Origin of the sequence: Novosphingobium sp. ZN18A2, from assembly GCF_036784765.1 — a bacterium.
GTDB lineage: Bacteria > Pseudomonadota > Alphaproteobacteria > Sphingomonadales > Sphingomonadaceae > Novosphingobium.
The window spans coordinates 1652138-1666464 of record NZ_CP136651.1 but is presented as its reverse complement, the minus strand read 5'-3'; the positions used below and the strand labels follow the sequence as shown (position 1 = coordinate 1666464).

General features: G+C 63.7%; 14 protein-coding genes and 1 pseudogene. 5 read left to right on the top strand and 10 right to left on the bottom strand.

The genetic code is table 11. The features are described 5' to 3' along the window. Positions 1–115: 115 nt before the first annotated feature. The 5 genes from RXV95_RS08110 to RXV95_RS08090 all read right to left on the bottom strand — a co-directional run bounded on the left by RXV95_RS08110 (position 116) and on the right by RXV95_RS08090 (position 2709). Positions 116–676: an NADPH-dependent FMN reductase gene (locus tag RXV95_RS08110; RefSeq protein ID WP_338465549.1), complete on the bottom strand. Its 561-nt coding sequence runs from the start codon at positions 674–676 to the stop codon at positions 116–118. Continuing rightward, positions 673–1011 (bottom strand): GNAT family N-acetyltransferase, encoded by a 339-nt coding sequence (locus RXV95_RS08105; RefSeq protein ID WP_338465548.1) that lies wholly within the window; start codon positions 1009–1011, stop codon positions 673–675. The genes RXV95_RS08110 and RXV95_RS08105 overlap by 4 nt, the downstream gene beginning before the upstream one ends. Positions 1012–1018: 7 nt before the next feature. Next, entirely contained in the window at positions 1019–1897 is an 879-nt protein-coding gene (locus RXV95_RS08100; RefSeq protein ID WP_338465547.1) for a pirin family protein, read from the bottom strand. A gap of 187 nt (positions 1898–2084) precedes the next feature. Next, positions 2085–2363, bottom strand: coding sequence for a hypothetical protein (locus RXV95_RS08095; protein ID WP_338465546.1), 279 nt, complete (start codon positions 2361–2363; stop codon positions 2085–2087). A 70-nt stretch (positions 2364–2433) separates the two neighbouring features. After that, a complete protein-coding gene (locus RXV95_RS08090) occupies positions 2434–2709 on the bottom strand; it encodes an HU family DNA-binding protein (RefSeq protein WP_338465545.1) in 276 nt (91 codons plus the stop codon). 500 nt (positions 2710–3209) lie between these two features. Here RXV95_RS08090 and RXV95_RS08085 point away from each other — a divergent pair, with 500 nt between their 5' ends. The 5 genes from RXV95_RS08085 to RXV95_RS08065 all read left to right on the top strand — a co-directional run bounded on the left by RXV95_RS08085 (position 3210) and on the right by RXV95_RS08065 (position 7759). Then, positions 3210–3584 (top strand): DsrE family protein, encoded by a 375-nt coding sequence (locus tag RXV95_RS08085; protein ID WP_338465544.1) that lies wholly within the window; start codon positions 3210–3212, stop codon positions 3582–3584. A 147-nt stretch (positions 3585–3731) separates the two neighbouring features. Next, on the top strand, positions 3732–5012 hold the full coding sequence (locus RXV95_RS08080) for a D-arabinono-1,4-lactone oxidase (RefSeq protein ID WP_338465543.1): 1281 nt from the start codon (positions 3732–3734) through the stop codon (positions 5010–5012). A 10-nt stretch (positions 5013–5022) separates the two neighbouring features. Then, entirely contained in the window at positions 5023–6168 is a 1146-nt protein-coding gene (locus tag RXV95_RS08075; protein ID WP_338465542.1) for a DSD1 family PLP-dependent enzyme, read from the top strand. A 32-nt stretch (positions 6169–6200) separates the two neighbouring features. Then, positions 6201–6650, top strand: coding sequence for a PaaI family thioesterase (locus tag RXV95_RS08070; protein WP_338465541.1), 450 nt, complete (start codon positions 6201–6203; stop codon positions 6648–6650). A 158-nt stretch (positions 6651–6808) separates the two neighbouring features. Next, on the top strand, positions 6809–7759 hold the full coding sequence (locus RXV95_RS08065; RefSeq protein WP_338465540.1) for a transglutaminase-like cysteine peptidase: 951 nt from the start codon (positions 6809–6811) through the stop codon (positions 7757–7759). Between the two features lie 6 nt (positions 7760–7765). On the opposite strand, the gene RXV95_RS08060 is transcribed toward RXV95_RS08065, so the two are convergent. The 5 genes and pseudogenes from RXV95_RS08060 to RXV95_RS08040 all read right to left on the bottom strand — a co-directional run. Continuing rightward, complete coding sequence (locus tag RXV95_RS08060; protein ID WP_338465539.1) at positions 7766–9055, bottom strand: HlyD family type I secretion periplasmic adaptor subunit; 1290 nt, start codon at positions 9053–9055, stop codon at positions 7766–7768. Then, positions 9052–10206 (bottom strand): cell wall hydrolase, encoded by a 1155-nt coding sequence (locus RXV95_RS08055; RefSeq protein WP_338465538.1) that lies wholly within the window; start codon positions 10204–10206, stop codon positions 9052–9054. Before RXV95_RS08055 ends, RXV95_RS08060 begins: the two co-directional genes overlap by 4 nt. Then, positions 10203–12335: an ATP-binding cassette domain-containing protein gene (locus RXV95_RS08050; protein ID WP_338465537.1), complete on the bottom strand. Its 2133-nt coding sequence runs from the start codon at positions 12333–12335 to the stop codon at positions 10203–10205. Before RXV95_RS08050 ends, RXV95_RS08055 begins: the two co-directional genes overlap by 4 nt. A gap of 99 nt (positions 12336–12434) precedes the next feature. After that, positions 12435–13832, bottom strand: coding sequence for a TolC family protein (locus tag RXV95_RS08045; RefSeq protein WP_338465536.1), 1398 nt, complete (start codon positions 13830–13832; stop codon positions 12435–12437). An 18-nt stretch (positions 13833–13850) separates the two neighbouring features. Next, positions 13851–14216 (bottom strand): annotated as a pseudogene (locus tag RXV95_RS08040) (OmpA family protein); the annotation flags it as partial. Positions 14217–14327: the final 111 nt, after the last annotated feature.

Sequence of the window (14327 nt, the reverse complement as noted above, 5' to 3'; positions counted from 1 at the left end):
CCCCCTGCCCTGCTTTCGTCAGCATCGCACGATACCGGTATTGCACATAAGTTAATAAGTCAACCAACTAAGGCGCCGAACACCGCAGGAATCGGCTATGCAGGCCTTGGAACCATCAGGATTTCAGGCGCGCGATAAAATCCGAAAAGCCGGAAAGGAACAGCCGGATCTGCTCGCGCATTTCGGAATCCGTTATCGTTCCTCCGTCATCGAACACCTGGCCCGCGCGCGATACGATCAGGCGCCCGCCGGTCCACAATTCCGCGCCCAGCGTGCGCAGAACCGGCAGCCAGTGGTTCTGCGAAAGAAGCGTGCCGAACCCGCCGGGCGATGCGCCCATGATCGAGAACGGGCGGCCTGAGAATACCTGTGCGGTATCCCCGGCCGGACGCGAGACCCAGTCGATTGCGTTCTTGAACACACCAGGAATGCCGTTGTTGTATTCCGGCGTCGCCAGGATCACACCGTCGGCCGCGGCGATGCGCTCTTTCAGTTCGGCCACGGCTTCGGGCACGCCGCCCTCGGCTTCGTCGTCGGCATTATAGAGCGGAATGCCGTGCAGCGTGGCGATCTCAAGGCTCGTGCCTTCGGGCAAAAGGTCTGCCGCGTTTCGCAGCAACGCGGTGTTGAACGATCCCCGCCGCAAACTGCCTGATATGCCGAGAAGCCGGGTCATTGACCGGCCTTTCCGGAAATCCGGGGCTTCTCTCCGGGCGCCACGGTCATCACGTCGCGCCATTCCGGGTGTTTCGCGTACCTGGCCTGCACGTAAGGGCAGATCGGAATTATCCGAAAGCCGTCGCTGCGCGCGTCGGCAACCAGCCGCTCCACCAGCGCGGCGGCGACGCCCGTGCCTCTCAGCGCGTCGGGCGCACCCGTGTGATCCGCACTGATCAGGTCGGGCCCGCGGTGGGTATAGGTAAGCTCCGCCTCTTCCCCGATGCCCGATATGCGCGCGACATAGCGGCCGTGGCGCGGCCCGTCCTGCCGTTCGATCGTGATCTCGCCCATCGGCAAACTATCCTTTCCTGTCGGGCAACGGAATGAACTCGCGGTCGTCGCCTTCCGGCAGTTTCATCCGCTGTTGGCGCCAGTCCTCCGCCGCCTGTTCAAGCCGTTCCTTCGATGACGATACGAAATTCCAGAACAGGAAACGCTCGCCAACCGGATCACCCCCCAGCGCCATTGCCACCGAAGGCTGCAAGGCGACGACATCGGCGGCATCGCGTGAGGATAGGACGGCCATCTGCCCCGGACGAAGTACCGCATCGCCAATCGCGATCTCCCCGCTGGCGCAATAGACGGCGCGTTCCGAATAATCGGTCGTAACCGCGTGACGCGCGTCCTGCTCCATTTCCATGTGCTGGTAGAACAGCGGGGAATGCGTGCGGACGCCGGCCTTCATGCCATCCGCTTCGCCAGCGATCAGGCGGCCCTGGACGCCGGCATCGTCCCACACCGGAAGGTCTGCCCCTTCGTGGTGATAAAAGGCCGGAGCCGTCTCCTCGTCCGCTTCGGGCAAGGCCACCCACGCCTGGATTCCATGCATATGTGCGCCATTGCTGCGCGCATATTCCAGCCGTTCGCTATGCGTAATGCCGCTTCCGGCCACCATCCAGTTCACTTCGCCGGGATGGATTTCCTGATGAAAACCCAGACTGTCACGATGGGTGATGCGGCCCGAATAAAGATAGGTCACGGTCGCAAGGCCGATGTGCGGATGCGGCCGCACGTCAAGCGCGCGCGGTATCCCCGGCGCAAGATCGACGGGACCAAGATGGTCGAAAAAGACGAACGGCCCGACCATGCGGCGGGCGTGGAACGGCAAGACCCGGCCGACCTCCAGTCCTCCGCCAAGATCGTGCGTTCGTTTGTCGATTATGCGTTCGATCGCCATGGCCTTCCTCCGCACAACCGCAGGGAAACGCGGCGAACCTACCTTGGGGGATACCGGTTTGCCAAAGGCTTTCGATCAACGCCCAACGGATCGGGCCAATCGCCCGTTGCAGGTGCCGGGGAATGCCGCAGATCGTCCCCGACTTGCGCGCTTGCAATCCGGTTTGAACAACGGACGATGAAGGAGATTACGTGGCTGCCGCGTTAGCGCGTTCGTCCATGCGTGCGACCATGTCCATCGCGTCGCGCGCGGCCTCGCGGTCTTCCGGATCGCTGAACGCAACGTCCAGATCGGGCGCGGCGCCAAGGATGTGGAGCAGCAACCACATGGCAAAGCGGCGGTTGCGATCCTTTTCCAGGCCGAATTCGACGAGGAGCTTTTCGCGCCCCGCGGCAAAGGCCTGCGGCGTCAGCGCGGCAAGGTCGGCCGTGCCGAAATAGCGGCGCAACTGGTCGTCAAGTTCCATGGGTATTTCCGATGAACCTATATGGCGCCCCGCCCATTGCGGGAACGGGGCGCCTTTGGGTCTTCGTTGATCAGCCGTTCAGGCGATCCTTCACCGCCTTGGCAGGCGTGAAGGCCAGCTTGTTGGACGCGGCAATGGTCATCGCTTCGCCGGTCGCGGGGTTGCGGCCTTCGCGCTGCGGGCTGTGCTTGACCTTGAACTTGCCGAATCCCGAAAGGGCGATTTCCTCACCGTTGGCAGCTGCATCGGTAATTGCGGCGAAAACACCATCAACCAGCTTGCGGGCATCCGCCTTCGTAAGGTCGTGATTGGCGGCAAGTGCTTCGGCGAGATCGTTGTTGTTCATGATATTTCCGGTCTTTCATGGAAGTGGAGTCGCAACTGCTAGGCCGTGAAACGCGGCATTGCGATTCCTAGATGCGCGATTTCCCCGAAAAACGCACAAAAAGTCAGGGATGAAGGCCTTTCCTTGCCAATTTGCGTTTTCTGCAACTGGAAATGCCGCCTTCGCACTTGCACAATCGATGAGGAAGAACCATTTCGATCCTGCCTTTCAGGCATCCTCTCCCAAACTTCATGGGGGGCTGATCCTTCGGGACAGCCCCCCTTTTTTCTGCGCCGGTGCCTGCGCGTTCATCGCGGACGCACCCTGCCGCCGACCTTTGCCCATATGCACCACCGGGCGACGCGAAACGTTAATCACGCGCGCCCGCCTTGAACGCATCCCACTGGCGCAAGATTGCTAGTGCATTGCCGCTGCAAATCTGGTCTCTTCGCTGAAATCGCCATGGAGCGGGCGCTTGCCGCCGCATCCAGACAATATCGGCACCCGAAAGGAGACAGACAATGGATGACACCCCGGCCGACATGGTCATTATCCTGATCTCTGGCCCCGAAAGCCCGAAACGGCTTCCGTCGGCCTTTTTCCTTGCTGCAACCGCTGCGGCGGCCGAACAGAAAGTGGTGATGTACTTCACCGGCCCGGCGACAGAGCTTCTGGCCAAGGGCCGCGCGGAAGAAATCTATCCGATGCAAGGCGGCAAGAGCGTGGCCGAGTTCCTGAAGCTGGCGACGGACAACGGCGTGCAGGTCATCGGGTGCCTGCAGTCGCTGGAATTGAGCGGATTGACCCGAGACGACGTGCCCGCCGACATTCCGATGATGACGCCAAGCGCGGCGCTGCCTTCGCTGGGGGCTGCCGGCAAGGTTCTGACCTGGTAGCGCACGGGCGAAGGCCGGGGGACAACAAGCCTCGGCCCCAGGCGGCAAACGCAAAAAGCGGCCGCTGCGCGCGGATAGCCGGTTGAGATGCCCCAACAGCGCAAAAGCGCGGCTTGGCCAAGGCACATGGCCAAAGCAGCTGGGAGGATGCGATTGATGGATTGGCACAACTGGTCGGGAAGCGTGACCGCGCGCCCGCAAGCCATCGCGCAGCCGCGCGACGAGGCGGAACTGCGCAAGGCCGTGCTGGGGGCCGGCAAGGTCCGTGTGCGCGGCGCCGGCCATTCCTTCATGCCCTTGTGCGAGACGGGCGGCACACTGATCGACATGTCCGATTATGCAGCGCCGATAGAGATCGCGCCTGACCGGAAGAGCGCGTGGGTGCCTGCGGGATGGAGCCTTGCCCGGCTGACAGAGGCGCTGTGGGCAGAAGGGCTATCGCTGATCAACCAGGGCGACGTGAACCCGCAATCGCTCGCCGGGGCGACGGCAACCGGCACGCACGGGACGGGCAAGGATCTGGGCAGCCTCTCCACGCAAGTGACCGCGTTCGAACTGATGCTGGCGGACGGTTCGCTGGTTACGTGCGACGCGCGGACGAGACCTGATCTTTTCGAGGCGCAGCGCCTGTCGCTCGGCCTGTTCGGCGTGGCGACGCGCATCCGCATCAACGTGCTGCCCGCCTATTACCTTGAGGAACGCGTTGAAAGCCGCCCGCTGGCCGAAATTGCGGAGCGGTGGGAAGACCTGGCCGGCGCGACGCGCCACTTCGAATTCTTCGTGTTCCCCTATGCCGATCACGTGATCTTCAAGAGCCTGCACCCGGTCGAAAGCGAAGCTGAACTGGAACGCACCACCGATATCGACGAACGCCCGTTCCGCATCGCCTGTGAAATTGGCAGGGCAGCGAATTTCACGATCCCCTCGCTTCAACGGCTGATGATGCGGCTAAGCCAGAAGCCGAGCCGGCGCGTTGGCCCGGCCTGGCAGATATTCCCCGGCGACCGCACGATCCGGTTCGAGGAAATGGAATACGAACTGCCACGCGCCGACGGGATACCGACCTTGCTGGATGCGATCGGCTATATCCGAAAGAAGCGCCTTCCGGTGGCTTTCCCGTTCGAATTCCGGACGGTGGCCGCCGACGATATCTGGATGTCGCCGTTCAATCGCGGACCGGGCGCATCGGTTTCGTTCCATCAATACGCGCGAATGCCCTGGCGCGACCTTTTCGCGGAGATCGAGCCGGTGTTGCGCGGCGCGAACGGCCGCCCGCACTGGGCGAAACGGCACACGCTGACCGCGCGGGACGTGTTCGACCTCTATCCGAAGACGGGCGATTTCCTGAAGGTCCGCGCCGAAGTCGATCCATCGCGCAAGTTCGTCAACGCCGATCTTGCGCGCCTGTTCGGTATCGATGCGAAATGAGGATGCCAGCGTGAACGACGAACAGCTCCACCGCCACCTTGTCGGCCGCCAGGGTTCGCGCCGCGACCTCAATACGCCGGTGCTGGTGATAGACCGCGACGCGCTTGACCGGAACATCGCGCGAATGGCCGATTTCGCCGGGGCGAACGGGTTGAAGCTGCGCCCGCATGCCAAGACGCACAAGAGCGCCGATATCGCCCGCCGCCAGATCGCCGCCGGGGCATTGGGCGTGTGTTGTGCCAAGCTGGGCGAAGCGGAAGCGCTGGCGGATGAAGGGATAACCGGCATCCTGATCACTTCGCCGGTCGTATCCGCGCCCGCAATTGAACGGCTGATCGCGCTCAACGATCGGTGCGAGGGATTGATGTGCACCGCCGACAATCCAATGGCGGCCCGTGCCATTGCCGCCGCGATAGCCGCTAGCGGCGGGCCACCGCTCACCGTGCTGGTCGATATCGACCCCGGCATCCACCGCACTGGTGTTGCCGATGCCCAGGCGGCGGTTGCGCTCTTCCGCACGATCGCGGCGGAGCCATCGCTGCTCTATGGCGGCGTGCAGTATTATTGCGGGCTGCAACAACATATCGAAAGCTTCGCCGAACGCGAAGCCGCGATGCGCGAGCGTGCGGAATACCTGCGCGGCGTTCTGGATGCATTGGAACAGGCGGGCGGCAAGCCGCCCATCGTTACCGGCGGAGGCACCGGCACGCACCGGATCGATGCGGCGCTGGGCCTGTTCACCGAACTCCAGGTCGGCTCCTACGTGTTCATGGACGACCAGTATCGGGCCTGCGCCTTGACCGGCGAGGAAGACGAAGTGCCGTTCGAGACGGCGCTGATGATAGACAGCCGCGTGATCAGTGCCAATTCACCGGGCATGGTCACGCTGGATGCGGGCTTCAAGTCGCTTGCCACCGATGCGGAGCCGCCGACGATCGCGGAAGGGGCTGCCGAAGGAACCGCATTCTTCTTCATGGGCGACGAACAGGGCGCGCTCGTCAACATGGCGGGCAACCTGCCGGAGCTGGACAGCATCGTGACCCTGCGCGCGCCCCATTGCGACCCCACGGTCAATCTTTATGACACCTATCACGTGGTCAGCGGCAACACGCTGGTCGACCTGTGGCCGGTTACGGCGCGTGGGCGTTCGCGATAGGTGCGCAGGCAAATCGGGAGATGGATGAAAACATGACGACGGTAACCGGCACAGCACCGAACGAGATGCTGCAAACGCTTGGCCTGCAGCGCATTGTCGCGATGACCGGTGGCCGCTCAACCATGGAGTTCCTGGCCGGGATGCACATGTGCCATTCGGGCGGAGTGGTCCAGGGCGGCTTTGTCAGCGGCTGGATCGACGCGGCGATGGCCCACGCGATCATCGGCCTGCACCATGAACGCGGGGACGACGACGTGACGCCCGTCTCGCTTGAACTGAAGATCAGCTTCTTCGCGCCGGTCAGGCCCGGCATGCTGACGGCGGAAGGATGGATCGAACAGGGCGGCCGCTCCACCTGTTTTGCCGAAGGGCACCTGCTGGACGCCCAGGGCCAGGTTCTGGCCAAGGGCACATCCACGATCCGCCTTATGTCGCGGAGCCGGATAGAGGCCGCTTCGCGCGCGGTGCTTGGCACGCAATAAACCAAGATGATCCATGAAGGCGGCGGAAACGGCCGCGAAGCCATGAGGTAATTCCACCTAAAGCGGATTTACGGTTAATTCGGCGGCAACCATGCCGTTCAACCCAGTAGTGACTTTGCGCTGCGAAAAGCGGCGCCATGAAAGGATCACGATTCCTGATGGCTGCCGGAGCTTGCGCCGCGATCCAGATCGCGACGCCAGCCCCTGCCCACGCATCGATTTCGCTGGTTACGTCTCTGCCGATGACCACGCTATCCGTAATGGCCGCGCAGGACGGTTGCTCTGCATGGCCGGTGCCGCGCCTTGTCGCACCACAGCCGGCCAGCCTGCAACCGATGCGCAGCAAGTCGGAGGCGATCCTTGGCGGCCACGTCAGCCGTCTGGAAATGATCGCGCGGCAACAGCAGTCAGCGCAAGCCGCACAAGTGCCGGCCACGCCCGCAGCGCTGCCTCTGCCCGCAGCGGGCGGTGCGCGCTGCCAGTCCTTCACGCTGCCGCAGGCGCCGCTGGGCACGTTCCAGCCGGGCCTGAAAGCGCCCGCCAGTCCGGACGATTTCCTTGCCAGCGCGCGCGTTGCCGTAAGCAGGACCGGCTTCGATTCCGAATGGAACCGCGTGCGCAAGGCCCGCGTGCGCCGTTCGACGGCAGAAGCACTGGTACCCACGACGCGCAATGAGCCGATGTCGGAAAAGCTGGCGGCCGTGAATGCGTGGTCGAACGAGCATATTCGCTACCGCGAAGACAGCGACCTTTACCACCGCGCCGACTATTGGGCCAACGCGGGCGAAACGTTGCGCCGCAGGGCCGGCGATTGTGAGGACATCGCGATCGTCAAGATGCAGATGCTTGCCGCGCTTGGCGTGCCCGCATCCGACATGTTCCTGACGATCGCGCGCGACCGGGTGCGCAACGCCGATCACGCGATGCTGGTGGTGAAGTCCGGCGGCAGATACTGGCTGCTGGACAATGCGACCGACAAGGTTCTCGATGCCTCGCGCGATTACGATTACCTGCCGATCATGTCGTTCAGCACGGACCACAAGTGGCTGCACGGCTTTTCACGCACAACCGACATCGTGGCCTATCCCACGGGAACGATCAGCCGCTGATCGTACTCAACGTTCGGTCATAGCCTGGTCGAACGCGCGAAGGACGGGCTTGAACAGGTAAGTCAGCACCGTCTTGCTGCCAGTCACGATTTCAACGTCGCAGATCATGCCCGGCATGATGGGAAGCCGCTTGCCGTTCTTTTCGATATAGGCGCGGTCGGTTTCGACCGTCACGCTGTAATAGGCCTGCTTTTCGGCTTCGTCATAGATGCTGTCCGCGCTGATGTTGCGCACCTTGCCGCTGAGCCCGCCGTAAATCGAAAAATCATAGGCGGTGATCTTCACGTTGGCCTGGTCCCCGACCTTGATGAAGGCAATGTCCTTGGGCGCAACGCGCGCTTCGACCAGCAGCTTTTCGCCAATCGGGACGATCTGCATCAGCTTTTCGCCCGCATTCACAAAGCCGCCGACGGTTGTGACCTGCATATCGTTGACATAGCCGGTTGCCGGTGCGCGCAACTCGTTGCGTTCCAGCCGCGCTTCGGCGCCCTTGATGGTCTGTTCGTTCACCGCGATCTTCGTGGTGATCTCGCTGCGTTCGTTAAGCGCATCCTGCCGGAAATCGAACTTTGCCTGCCGCAACTGCGCCTGCGCCTCGCGGATCGCCGCCTGTGCGCGGCCGACGCCCTGGCGCGCGGCGGACAGCCGCCCCTGCGCATCGACCAGCTGGCGCTGCGCGTCGAGCAGGTCGGTCTTCGGGACGATCCCCTTCGCGGCCAGCGGGGCGAGCATGTTCACCTGATCCTGCGCAAGGCGGACGCTGGTTTGCAGCGACGCGACGGTCGCCTGCCCTTCCTTCAGATCGCGCTGCCGCTGTTCCACTTGCGCCTGAAGCGCGTTCTGCCGGCTTTGCGCGGCCTGCCGCCGGACTTCGGAAAGACGCGCTTCTTCCGCACAAGCGGTGCCGACGCCGCAATCATCCTTGTTTGAGCCGGTACCTTCATCCTCAAGCCGGGCCGCGCGCGCGGACAGACGCTCGTTCTCCGCCTCCAGCTGGCCAAGCGCGGACGAGGACTGGGAATCGTCGAGCTTCACCAGAAGCTCTCCCTTTTTCACCATCTGTCCGGGCTTCACCAGGATAGAGGTTACCGTTGCCGGACTGGCCGCCTGGACAAGCTGCGCCTTGCTGGACGGGATGACCTTGCCCATGCCGCGCGTCACTTCGTCCACTCGCGCGAAACCGGCCCATACGACAAGAAGCGTCACGGCAATCGCGGAAAGGACGATCAGCCGCCTGCTTGCGTCCCAGTTTCCGTAACCCGTGCGCTCTTTCAGCGCCGCCAAAGGTCCGCTCATTGTTGCACCACCTGACCTTCGCCGGAAGCGGCACCGGGGATTGCGGGCGCGGGCTGGCGGATGCCCGCCAGGCGCGTATCGGGCTTGGCCTGCTCGGCCGGGGCTGCGTCCTGCGCAATCGCGGAGCGATACTGGCTGCTGGCGTTCACCGGATCGGGAATGGAAAGCCGCCACTGCTTGGTTACGTCAAGCCTTCCGCCCACGTCGTTTTCGGCGTGGCGGTCCGTCACCTTGGGCGTGACCGTCAGCCCCGGCACAAGCTGCTTGTCCTCTTCCATGCCGCCCGCCGAAGCGAAAAGACGCTGGCGCAGCGCGGCATAATCGATCTGCGGGATATGTTCGCTACCGCTGTAGCGGGCATCGAACATCGCGCGCCTGCCCCAACTGCCATTGAAGCGATAGAAGATATGACGGCCCACCTGTTCGATCTTCGCCAGAGTGAATGCCCAGCGCGGCAGCACATAATCGGCATGATAGTTGGTGGCCGTGCCCACGCCCTGATCGACCGCTCCGCCCAGCGCCGCCTTGGCCACGGCCTCTGCCGCGCGCCAGGGGCCGGGCATTGGCCTGCGCAGCAGCGAACCGTCGCAGGTGAAGCTGAACTGGCAACCGGTGCTGCGCTGCGATCCTTCATAGACGACGCCGCAAACGCTGTTCGGATAGGCCGGGTGGCGAACGCGGTTGAGCACGACTTGCGCCACCGCGCGCCGCCCTTCCAGCGGCTCGGTCGCCGCTTCGTAATAGACCGCCTGCGTCAGGCAGCGCAGCGCCGTGGTGTAGGCCGGGCCGTCGGTCATGGGGATGACAAGGCTGGCGGCCTTTTCCAGCGGCAGGCCCGATACGGGAATGGCCGCGTTGCGCGTTTCGGCTTCCGCGCCCTCGACAAGGATCTGCGACTTGTCGTCAACCGTCATCTGTTCGACGTTGCGCACGTCGTCCATCGAAAGGCGCACCGCCGGACCCGCATTTCCGGACAGGCCGAGCGCGGTTGCGGCGCGGTCACCATAGGCGAGGCCGGCGCCTGCCGCGGCAACCAGCGCAGCGCCCGCACAAAGCGCGATAACCACGGCACGGCGGCGCGGCGAAGCCGGCGACGCGGGACGAATGGTCCAGGGCAATTCAAGATCGAGAACGTCTTGCGCTCCGTTCATGATTTCAGCCCTCCCCCTGCCGACGAGATGATTTCATCCCGCGGACCGTCCGCCACAACCTGCCCCTTGTCGAGTACGATCAGGCGGTTGCACACGGTAAAAAGTGCCGGTCTGTGCGTCGCGATAAGAAGTGTCTGGCCAGGTGTCATGGAACGGGACAGGCGTTCGACAAATAGTTGCTCGCTCTGGCTGTCCATCGCGCCTGTCGGCTCGTCGAGGAACAGCAGCTTGGCCGGGCGGACCATCGCCCGCGCAAGCGAAAGAAACGAACGCTGGCCGCCGGACAACCTGATTCCCGATTCGCCCACACCGCGATCGAAGCCGCTTTCATCGCGTGACAGGAACTCGTCCGCGCCCACCTTTTTCAGCGCTTCCAGCAGCTGGTCGTCGCTGACGATACCCGCGCCGATGGCAAGGTTGTCTTTCACCGATCCGCTGAACAGCGCCGCGTCCTGCCCGACGAAGCGAAACGCCTCACGCAAGTCCTGCGGGCGGTACTGGCGGCTGTCGATCCCGTCGATGCGCATCGCGCCGTCTGTCGGCTGGTAAAGGCCGCACAGCACGCGGCCCAGCGTGGACTTGCCCGATGCAACCCGGCCGACGATGGCAATGCGGTCGCCCGGATTGATGGTGATGTTGATGTTGCTGAGTGACGGCGTGGAGCTTTCGGGATACGTGAACGCCAGCCCTTCCGTCACCACGTTCGCGCTGTGCACGGACGGTGTGAGCGAGGCGCTTCCCATCTTGCGCTCGTCTTGCTCGGCCCACAGTTCCTGCAGGGTATCCAGAACCTTGCGCGCCTGCTGGCTGCGCGTCAGCAAGAATGCGAACTGCGCGGCGGGTGAAAGTGATCGGGTCGCCAGCATCACGATGGCGATGATCGAACCCATGGTGATCTGGCCGGCCGCGAAAAGGTAATAACCGCCAACCACCAGCCCGATGCTGCAAACTTGCTGGAATGTGGATGCCAGCCCGATCGCGGCGGAGCTTATATCGCGCAGCCGGCGCTGCGAATGCGATCCGACTTCGGAAATGCGGCGCCAGCGCCCCAGCATCACGCCCTCGCCCGCCAGGCTTTTCAGCGTTTCCATGCCGGAGATCGATTCCACCAGCAGCGTCTGCTGAAGGCCATAATCCGCCTGCGCCTCAAGCGCGACGCGGCTGACCTTGCGTTGCAGGCGCAGCCCGAATATCCCCATGCAGGCCGCCGCGACCAGCGGCACCAGCGCCAGCCAGCCGGCGATATAGCTGATCACCGCGATGAACAGCACAAGGAAGGCCATGTCCACGATCAGCACGATCGTGGTCGATGCATAGAAATCGCGGACGATCGAAAATTCCGAAACGCGCGCAACAAGGTTGCCGGTATGCCCCTTGCGTCCCGCAAGCGGCGCGGAAAGCACTTTGGAATAGATCTTTTCGGACAGTTTCAGGTCAAGATCGCGGCCGATCTGGTCAAGCACGCGGGTGCGCGCCCGGCGCAGCGAAAAATCCAGCGCGAAGGCGATCAGAACGCCGACCGCAAGAACCCACAGCGTCGCCTGCGCGCGGTTCGGGATCACGCGGTCATAGACGTTCATCGAAAACAGCGGATAGGCCAGCGCCAGGAAATTGATGATGACGGAAGCCAGCAGCACCGGCCAGAATTCGCGCCGCAGCTTGTAAAGTTCGCTCCAGAACCAGTGGCTCTGCGCCCTCTGCTGCCAGGGCGCGCCCGCGTCGCGCATGGTCGAAGGATCGCCGAAAACGGTGGCCATCCAGCCAGCGTATTCATCGGCGATATCGGACAGTTTTTCCCACTGGGCTGTTGCCGGACCGGGCCGCCAAACCAGCGCCTCGCCATCCTTGACCTCGTGGACCACCACGGCGCCCGCTTCGCCAAGCGAAACGATCGCCGGATAGTTTTCCGGCCGCGAGGGCAGCCTGGCACGGCGCGACACATCACAATTGAGGCCCAGCAGTTCCAGCGCGGGCTCTGCCTGGTGCAGCGGCAACCGCCCGTCGGGATGGCGCGCCAAAGACGCGAACATCCCCGGCGCGAAGGTTACCCCGAAACGCTCCGCAACCTGGCCGATGCAGTCGATGAGGGCATCGCCTGTGTGCAAATCGTTTCCGGGCCCTTCGGCCATGCCGTGTTCTTTCCAGTTGGTGTCCGGCCCGCCTTTGCGGTTGCCGGACTTAGAATGCGACCCGTCAGGGCACGGTGCAGGTCAATGCACGGTGCAAGCTCAAGGCATTGTGCGGTATTGCGTTTCCGCGGGCCGCGGCGGCCCATAGTTGAAGCGTCCGCGTTCGTTCGCGCCTGCCCCCGCTCCCGGCGCCACATCGAGTGCGGTCAGCAACCGGTTGGTTGCCGCAAGCACCTGATAGCGCGCGAAAACTTCGGAAAAGCGCGACGTTTCAAGGCGCACCTGAACGCTGTAACGCGTGTTCTGCGCATCCAGCACGTCAAGCAGCGACCGGCGGCCGACGTTGAACTGGCTGCGATAGGACAGCAGAAGGTCGTCCGAAACGCGGCTCTGCGATTGCAGTTGCTGCGTCACGCGTCCGTGCGTCTTCAGAGACGTCCAAGCGACCTGCACGTCTTCCTCGGCCTCACGCGCGACCTGGTACAGATGATAGCGGGCCTGGCTCGCGCGGCGGACCATCTCCTGATAGTTGGCGCGGTTGATACCGCCGTCGAAGATGTTCCAGCGCATGAACACCCGCGCCTGCACATCGCGCGTGGTGCCCTTGAAGCCGTCAATGTCGTCACCGATGCGGCCCGACAGATCGACGCCGATCTTCGGAAACCCGTCACCGCGAACGCTGTCCGCATGGGCATTGGCCGAATCGACATCGGCTTCCGCCTCCCGCACGAGGGGGTTCTGGGTCCGCGCCAGGCCAACCGCTTCGGAAAGCGTTCCGGGCAAGCCGTCGGCCAGCGTCGGCGGCATCACCACCTGATCGATATCCAGCCCGGTCAGGCGGCGGAGCTTGATCTTGGCTTCGGTAAGCGACTGTTCGGCCTCTGACTGGCGGACAAGGGCCGCCTGCAGGCGTTCCTCCGCCTGCTGCTGGTCCGCGACCGAAATCGATCCCTGCCGCACGCCTTCTCCAAGATCGCTCACCAGTGAGCGGTGGAACGAGACGTTGTCCTGGCTCGCCGCGACAACGCGCTGCTGAAGCAACACGTCAAGATACTGGCGGGCCACCTGCAGCGCGATGAATTCCGAACGTTCGACCACGCGAAGCGACGCACCGTCAACACGGGCGGCCTGCCGCAGCAGTTCACCGTGACGGCGGCCGAAATCCAGCGCCACCCATTCGGCCCGCGCTTCCGCGCTGACCGGGTACAGGTTCTGTCCGGCAATGCCGAGACTGCGGCGCGTGGCGTTGTCGAGGTTACGCCAGCCCGCCGACGTCTCCACATCGACGCGCGGCGCATAGAGGCCCTGCGCCTGCTTGCGTTCGAACTGGATCGCTTCCTTGTTGTATTGCGCCTGCGCGATTTCCGGATTGGAATTGACCGCCGTAACGATCGCATCCTTCATCGAAACCGGGCCTGCGGATTGCGCGATGGCCGATGTTGCCGTGCCGGCAAGGGCCATCGCCAGGCTCATCGCCAGAGTCTTGCTGATAGACATGATGACATCCCCTCCCGATTACTCGACCGTGATCTCTACGCGGCGGTTCTGGAGTTCGCGAACTCCGTCTGCCGTCGGCACGCGGTTGTTGGATTCCCCAAAGGCGTGCGTCTCGATCGTTGCCGTTGCACCGTGGCCGGAAAGGTAATCGCGAACCGCATCGGCGCGGCGCTGCGAAAGACCCTGGTTATAGGCATCGCTGCCGGACCGGTCGGTATAGCCGTCAACCTTCACGGTCTTGCTGCCGCAACCGGCGGTCGACGTGACGGCGGTATCCAGGATACCGGCCGCTTCGGGCGTGACCGCGCTGCTGTCCCAGTCGAAGAACACGATATACGGCCCCGGCTTGCACGGCGGCGGTGGCGGCGGCGGGGGTGGCAGCGGCGTTTCCGACGCGACGACCGGCGTCGTCATGCGATCGTAGGCATAGGCGCACTTGCCGATGCTGACCGGATCCTTCGTCCCGCTCCGCAGGAAGCCCAGCGCGATCCCGCA

Bases quoted from the DNA above. Each gene is read 5' to 3' on its own strand.
- RXV95_RS08110 (WP_338465549.1), bottom strand. From the start codon at position 676: ATGACCCGGCTTCTCGGCATATCAGGCAGTTTGCGGCGGGGATCGTTC.
- RXV95_RS08105 (WP_338465548.1), bottom strand. From the start codon at position 1,011: ATGGGCGAGATCACGATCGAACGGCAGGACGGGCCGCGCCACGGCCGC.
- RXV95_RS08100 (WP_338465547.1), bottom strand. From the start codon at position 1,897: ATGGCGATCGAACGCATAATCGACAAACGAACGCACGATCTTGGCGGA.
- RXV95_RS08095 (WP_338465546.1), bottom strand. From the start codon at position 2,363: ATGGAACTTGACGACCAGTTGCGCCGCTATTTCGGCACGGCCGACCTT.
- RXV95_RS08090 (WP_338465545.1), bottom strand. From the start codon at position 2,709: ATGAACAACAACGATCTCGCCGAAGCACTTGCCGCCAATCACGACCTT.
- RXV95_RS08085 (WP_338465544.1), top strand. From the start codon at position 3,210: ATGGATGACACCCCGGCCGACATGGTCATTATCCTGATCTCTGGCCCC.
- RXV95_RS08080 (WP_338465543.1), top strand. From the start codon at position 3,732: ATGCGATTGATGGATTGGCACAACTGGTCGGGAAGCGTGACCGCGCGC.
- RXV95_RS08070 (WP_338465541.1), top strand. From the start codon at position 6,201: ATGACGACGGTAACCGGCACAGCACCGAACGAGATGCTGCAAACGCTT.
- RXV95_RS08065 (WP_338465540.1), top strand. From the start codon at position 6,809: ATGGCTGCCGGAGCTTGCGCCGCGATCCAGATCGCGACGCCAGCCCCT.
- RXV95_RS08060 (WP_338465539.1), bottom strand. From the start codon at position 9,055: ATGAGCGGACCTTTGGCGGCGCTGAAAGAGCGCACGGGTTACGGAAAC.
- RXV95_RS08055 (WP_338465538.1), bottom strand. From the start codon at position 10,206: ATGAACGGAGCGCAAGACGTTCTCGATCTTGAATTGCCCTGGACCATT.
- RXV95_RS08050 (WP_338465537.1), bottom strand. From the start codon at position 12,335: ATGGCCGAAGGGCCCGGAAACGATTTGCACACAGGCGATGCCCTCATC.
- RXV95_RS08045 (WP_338465536.1), bottom strand. From the start codon at position 13,832: ATGTCTATCAGCAAGACTCTGGCGATGAGCCTGGCGATGGCCCTTGCC.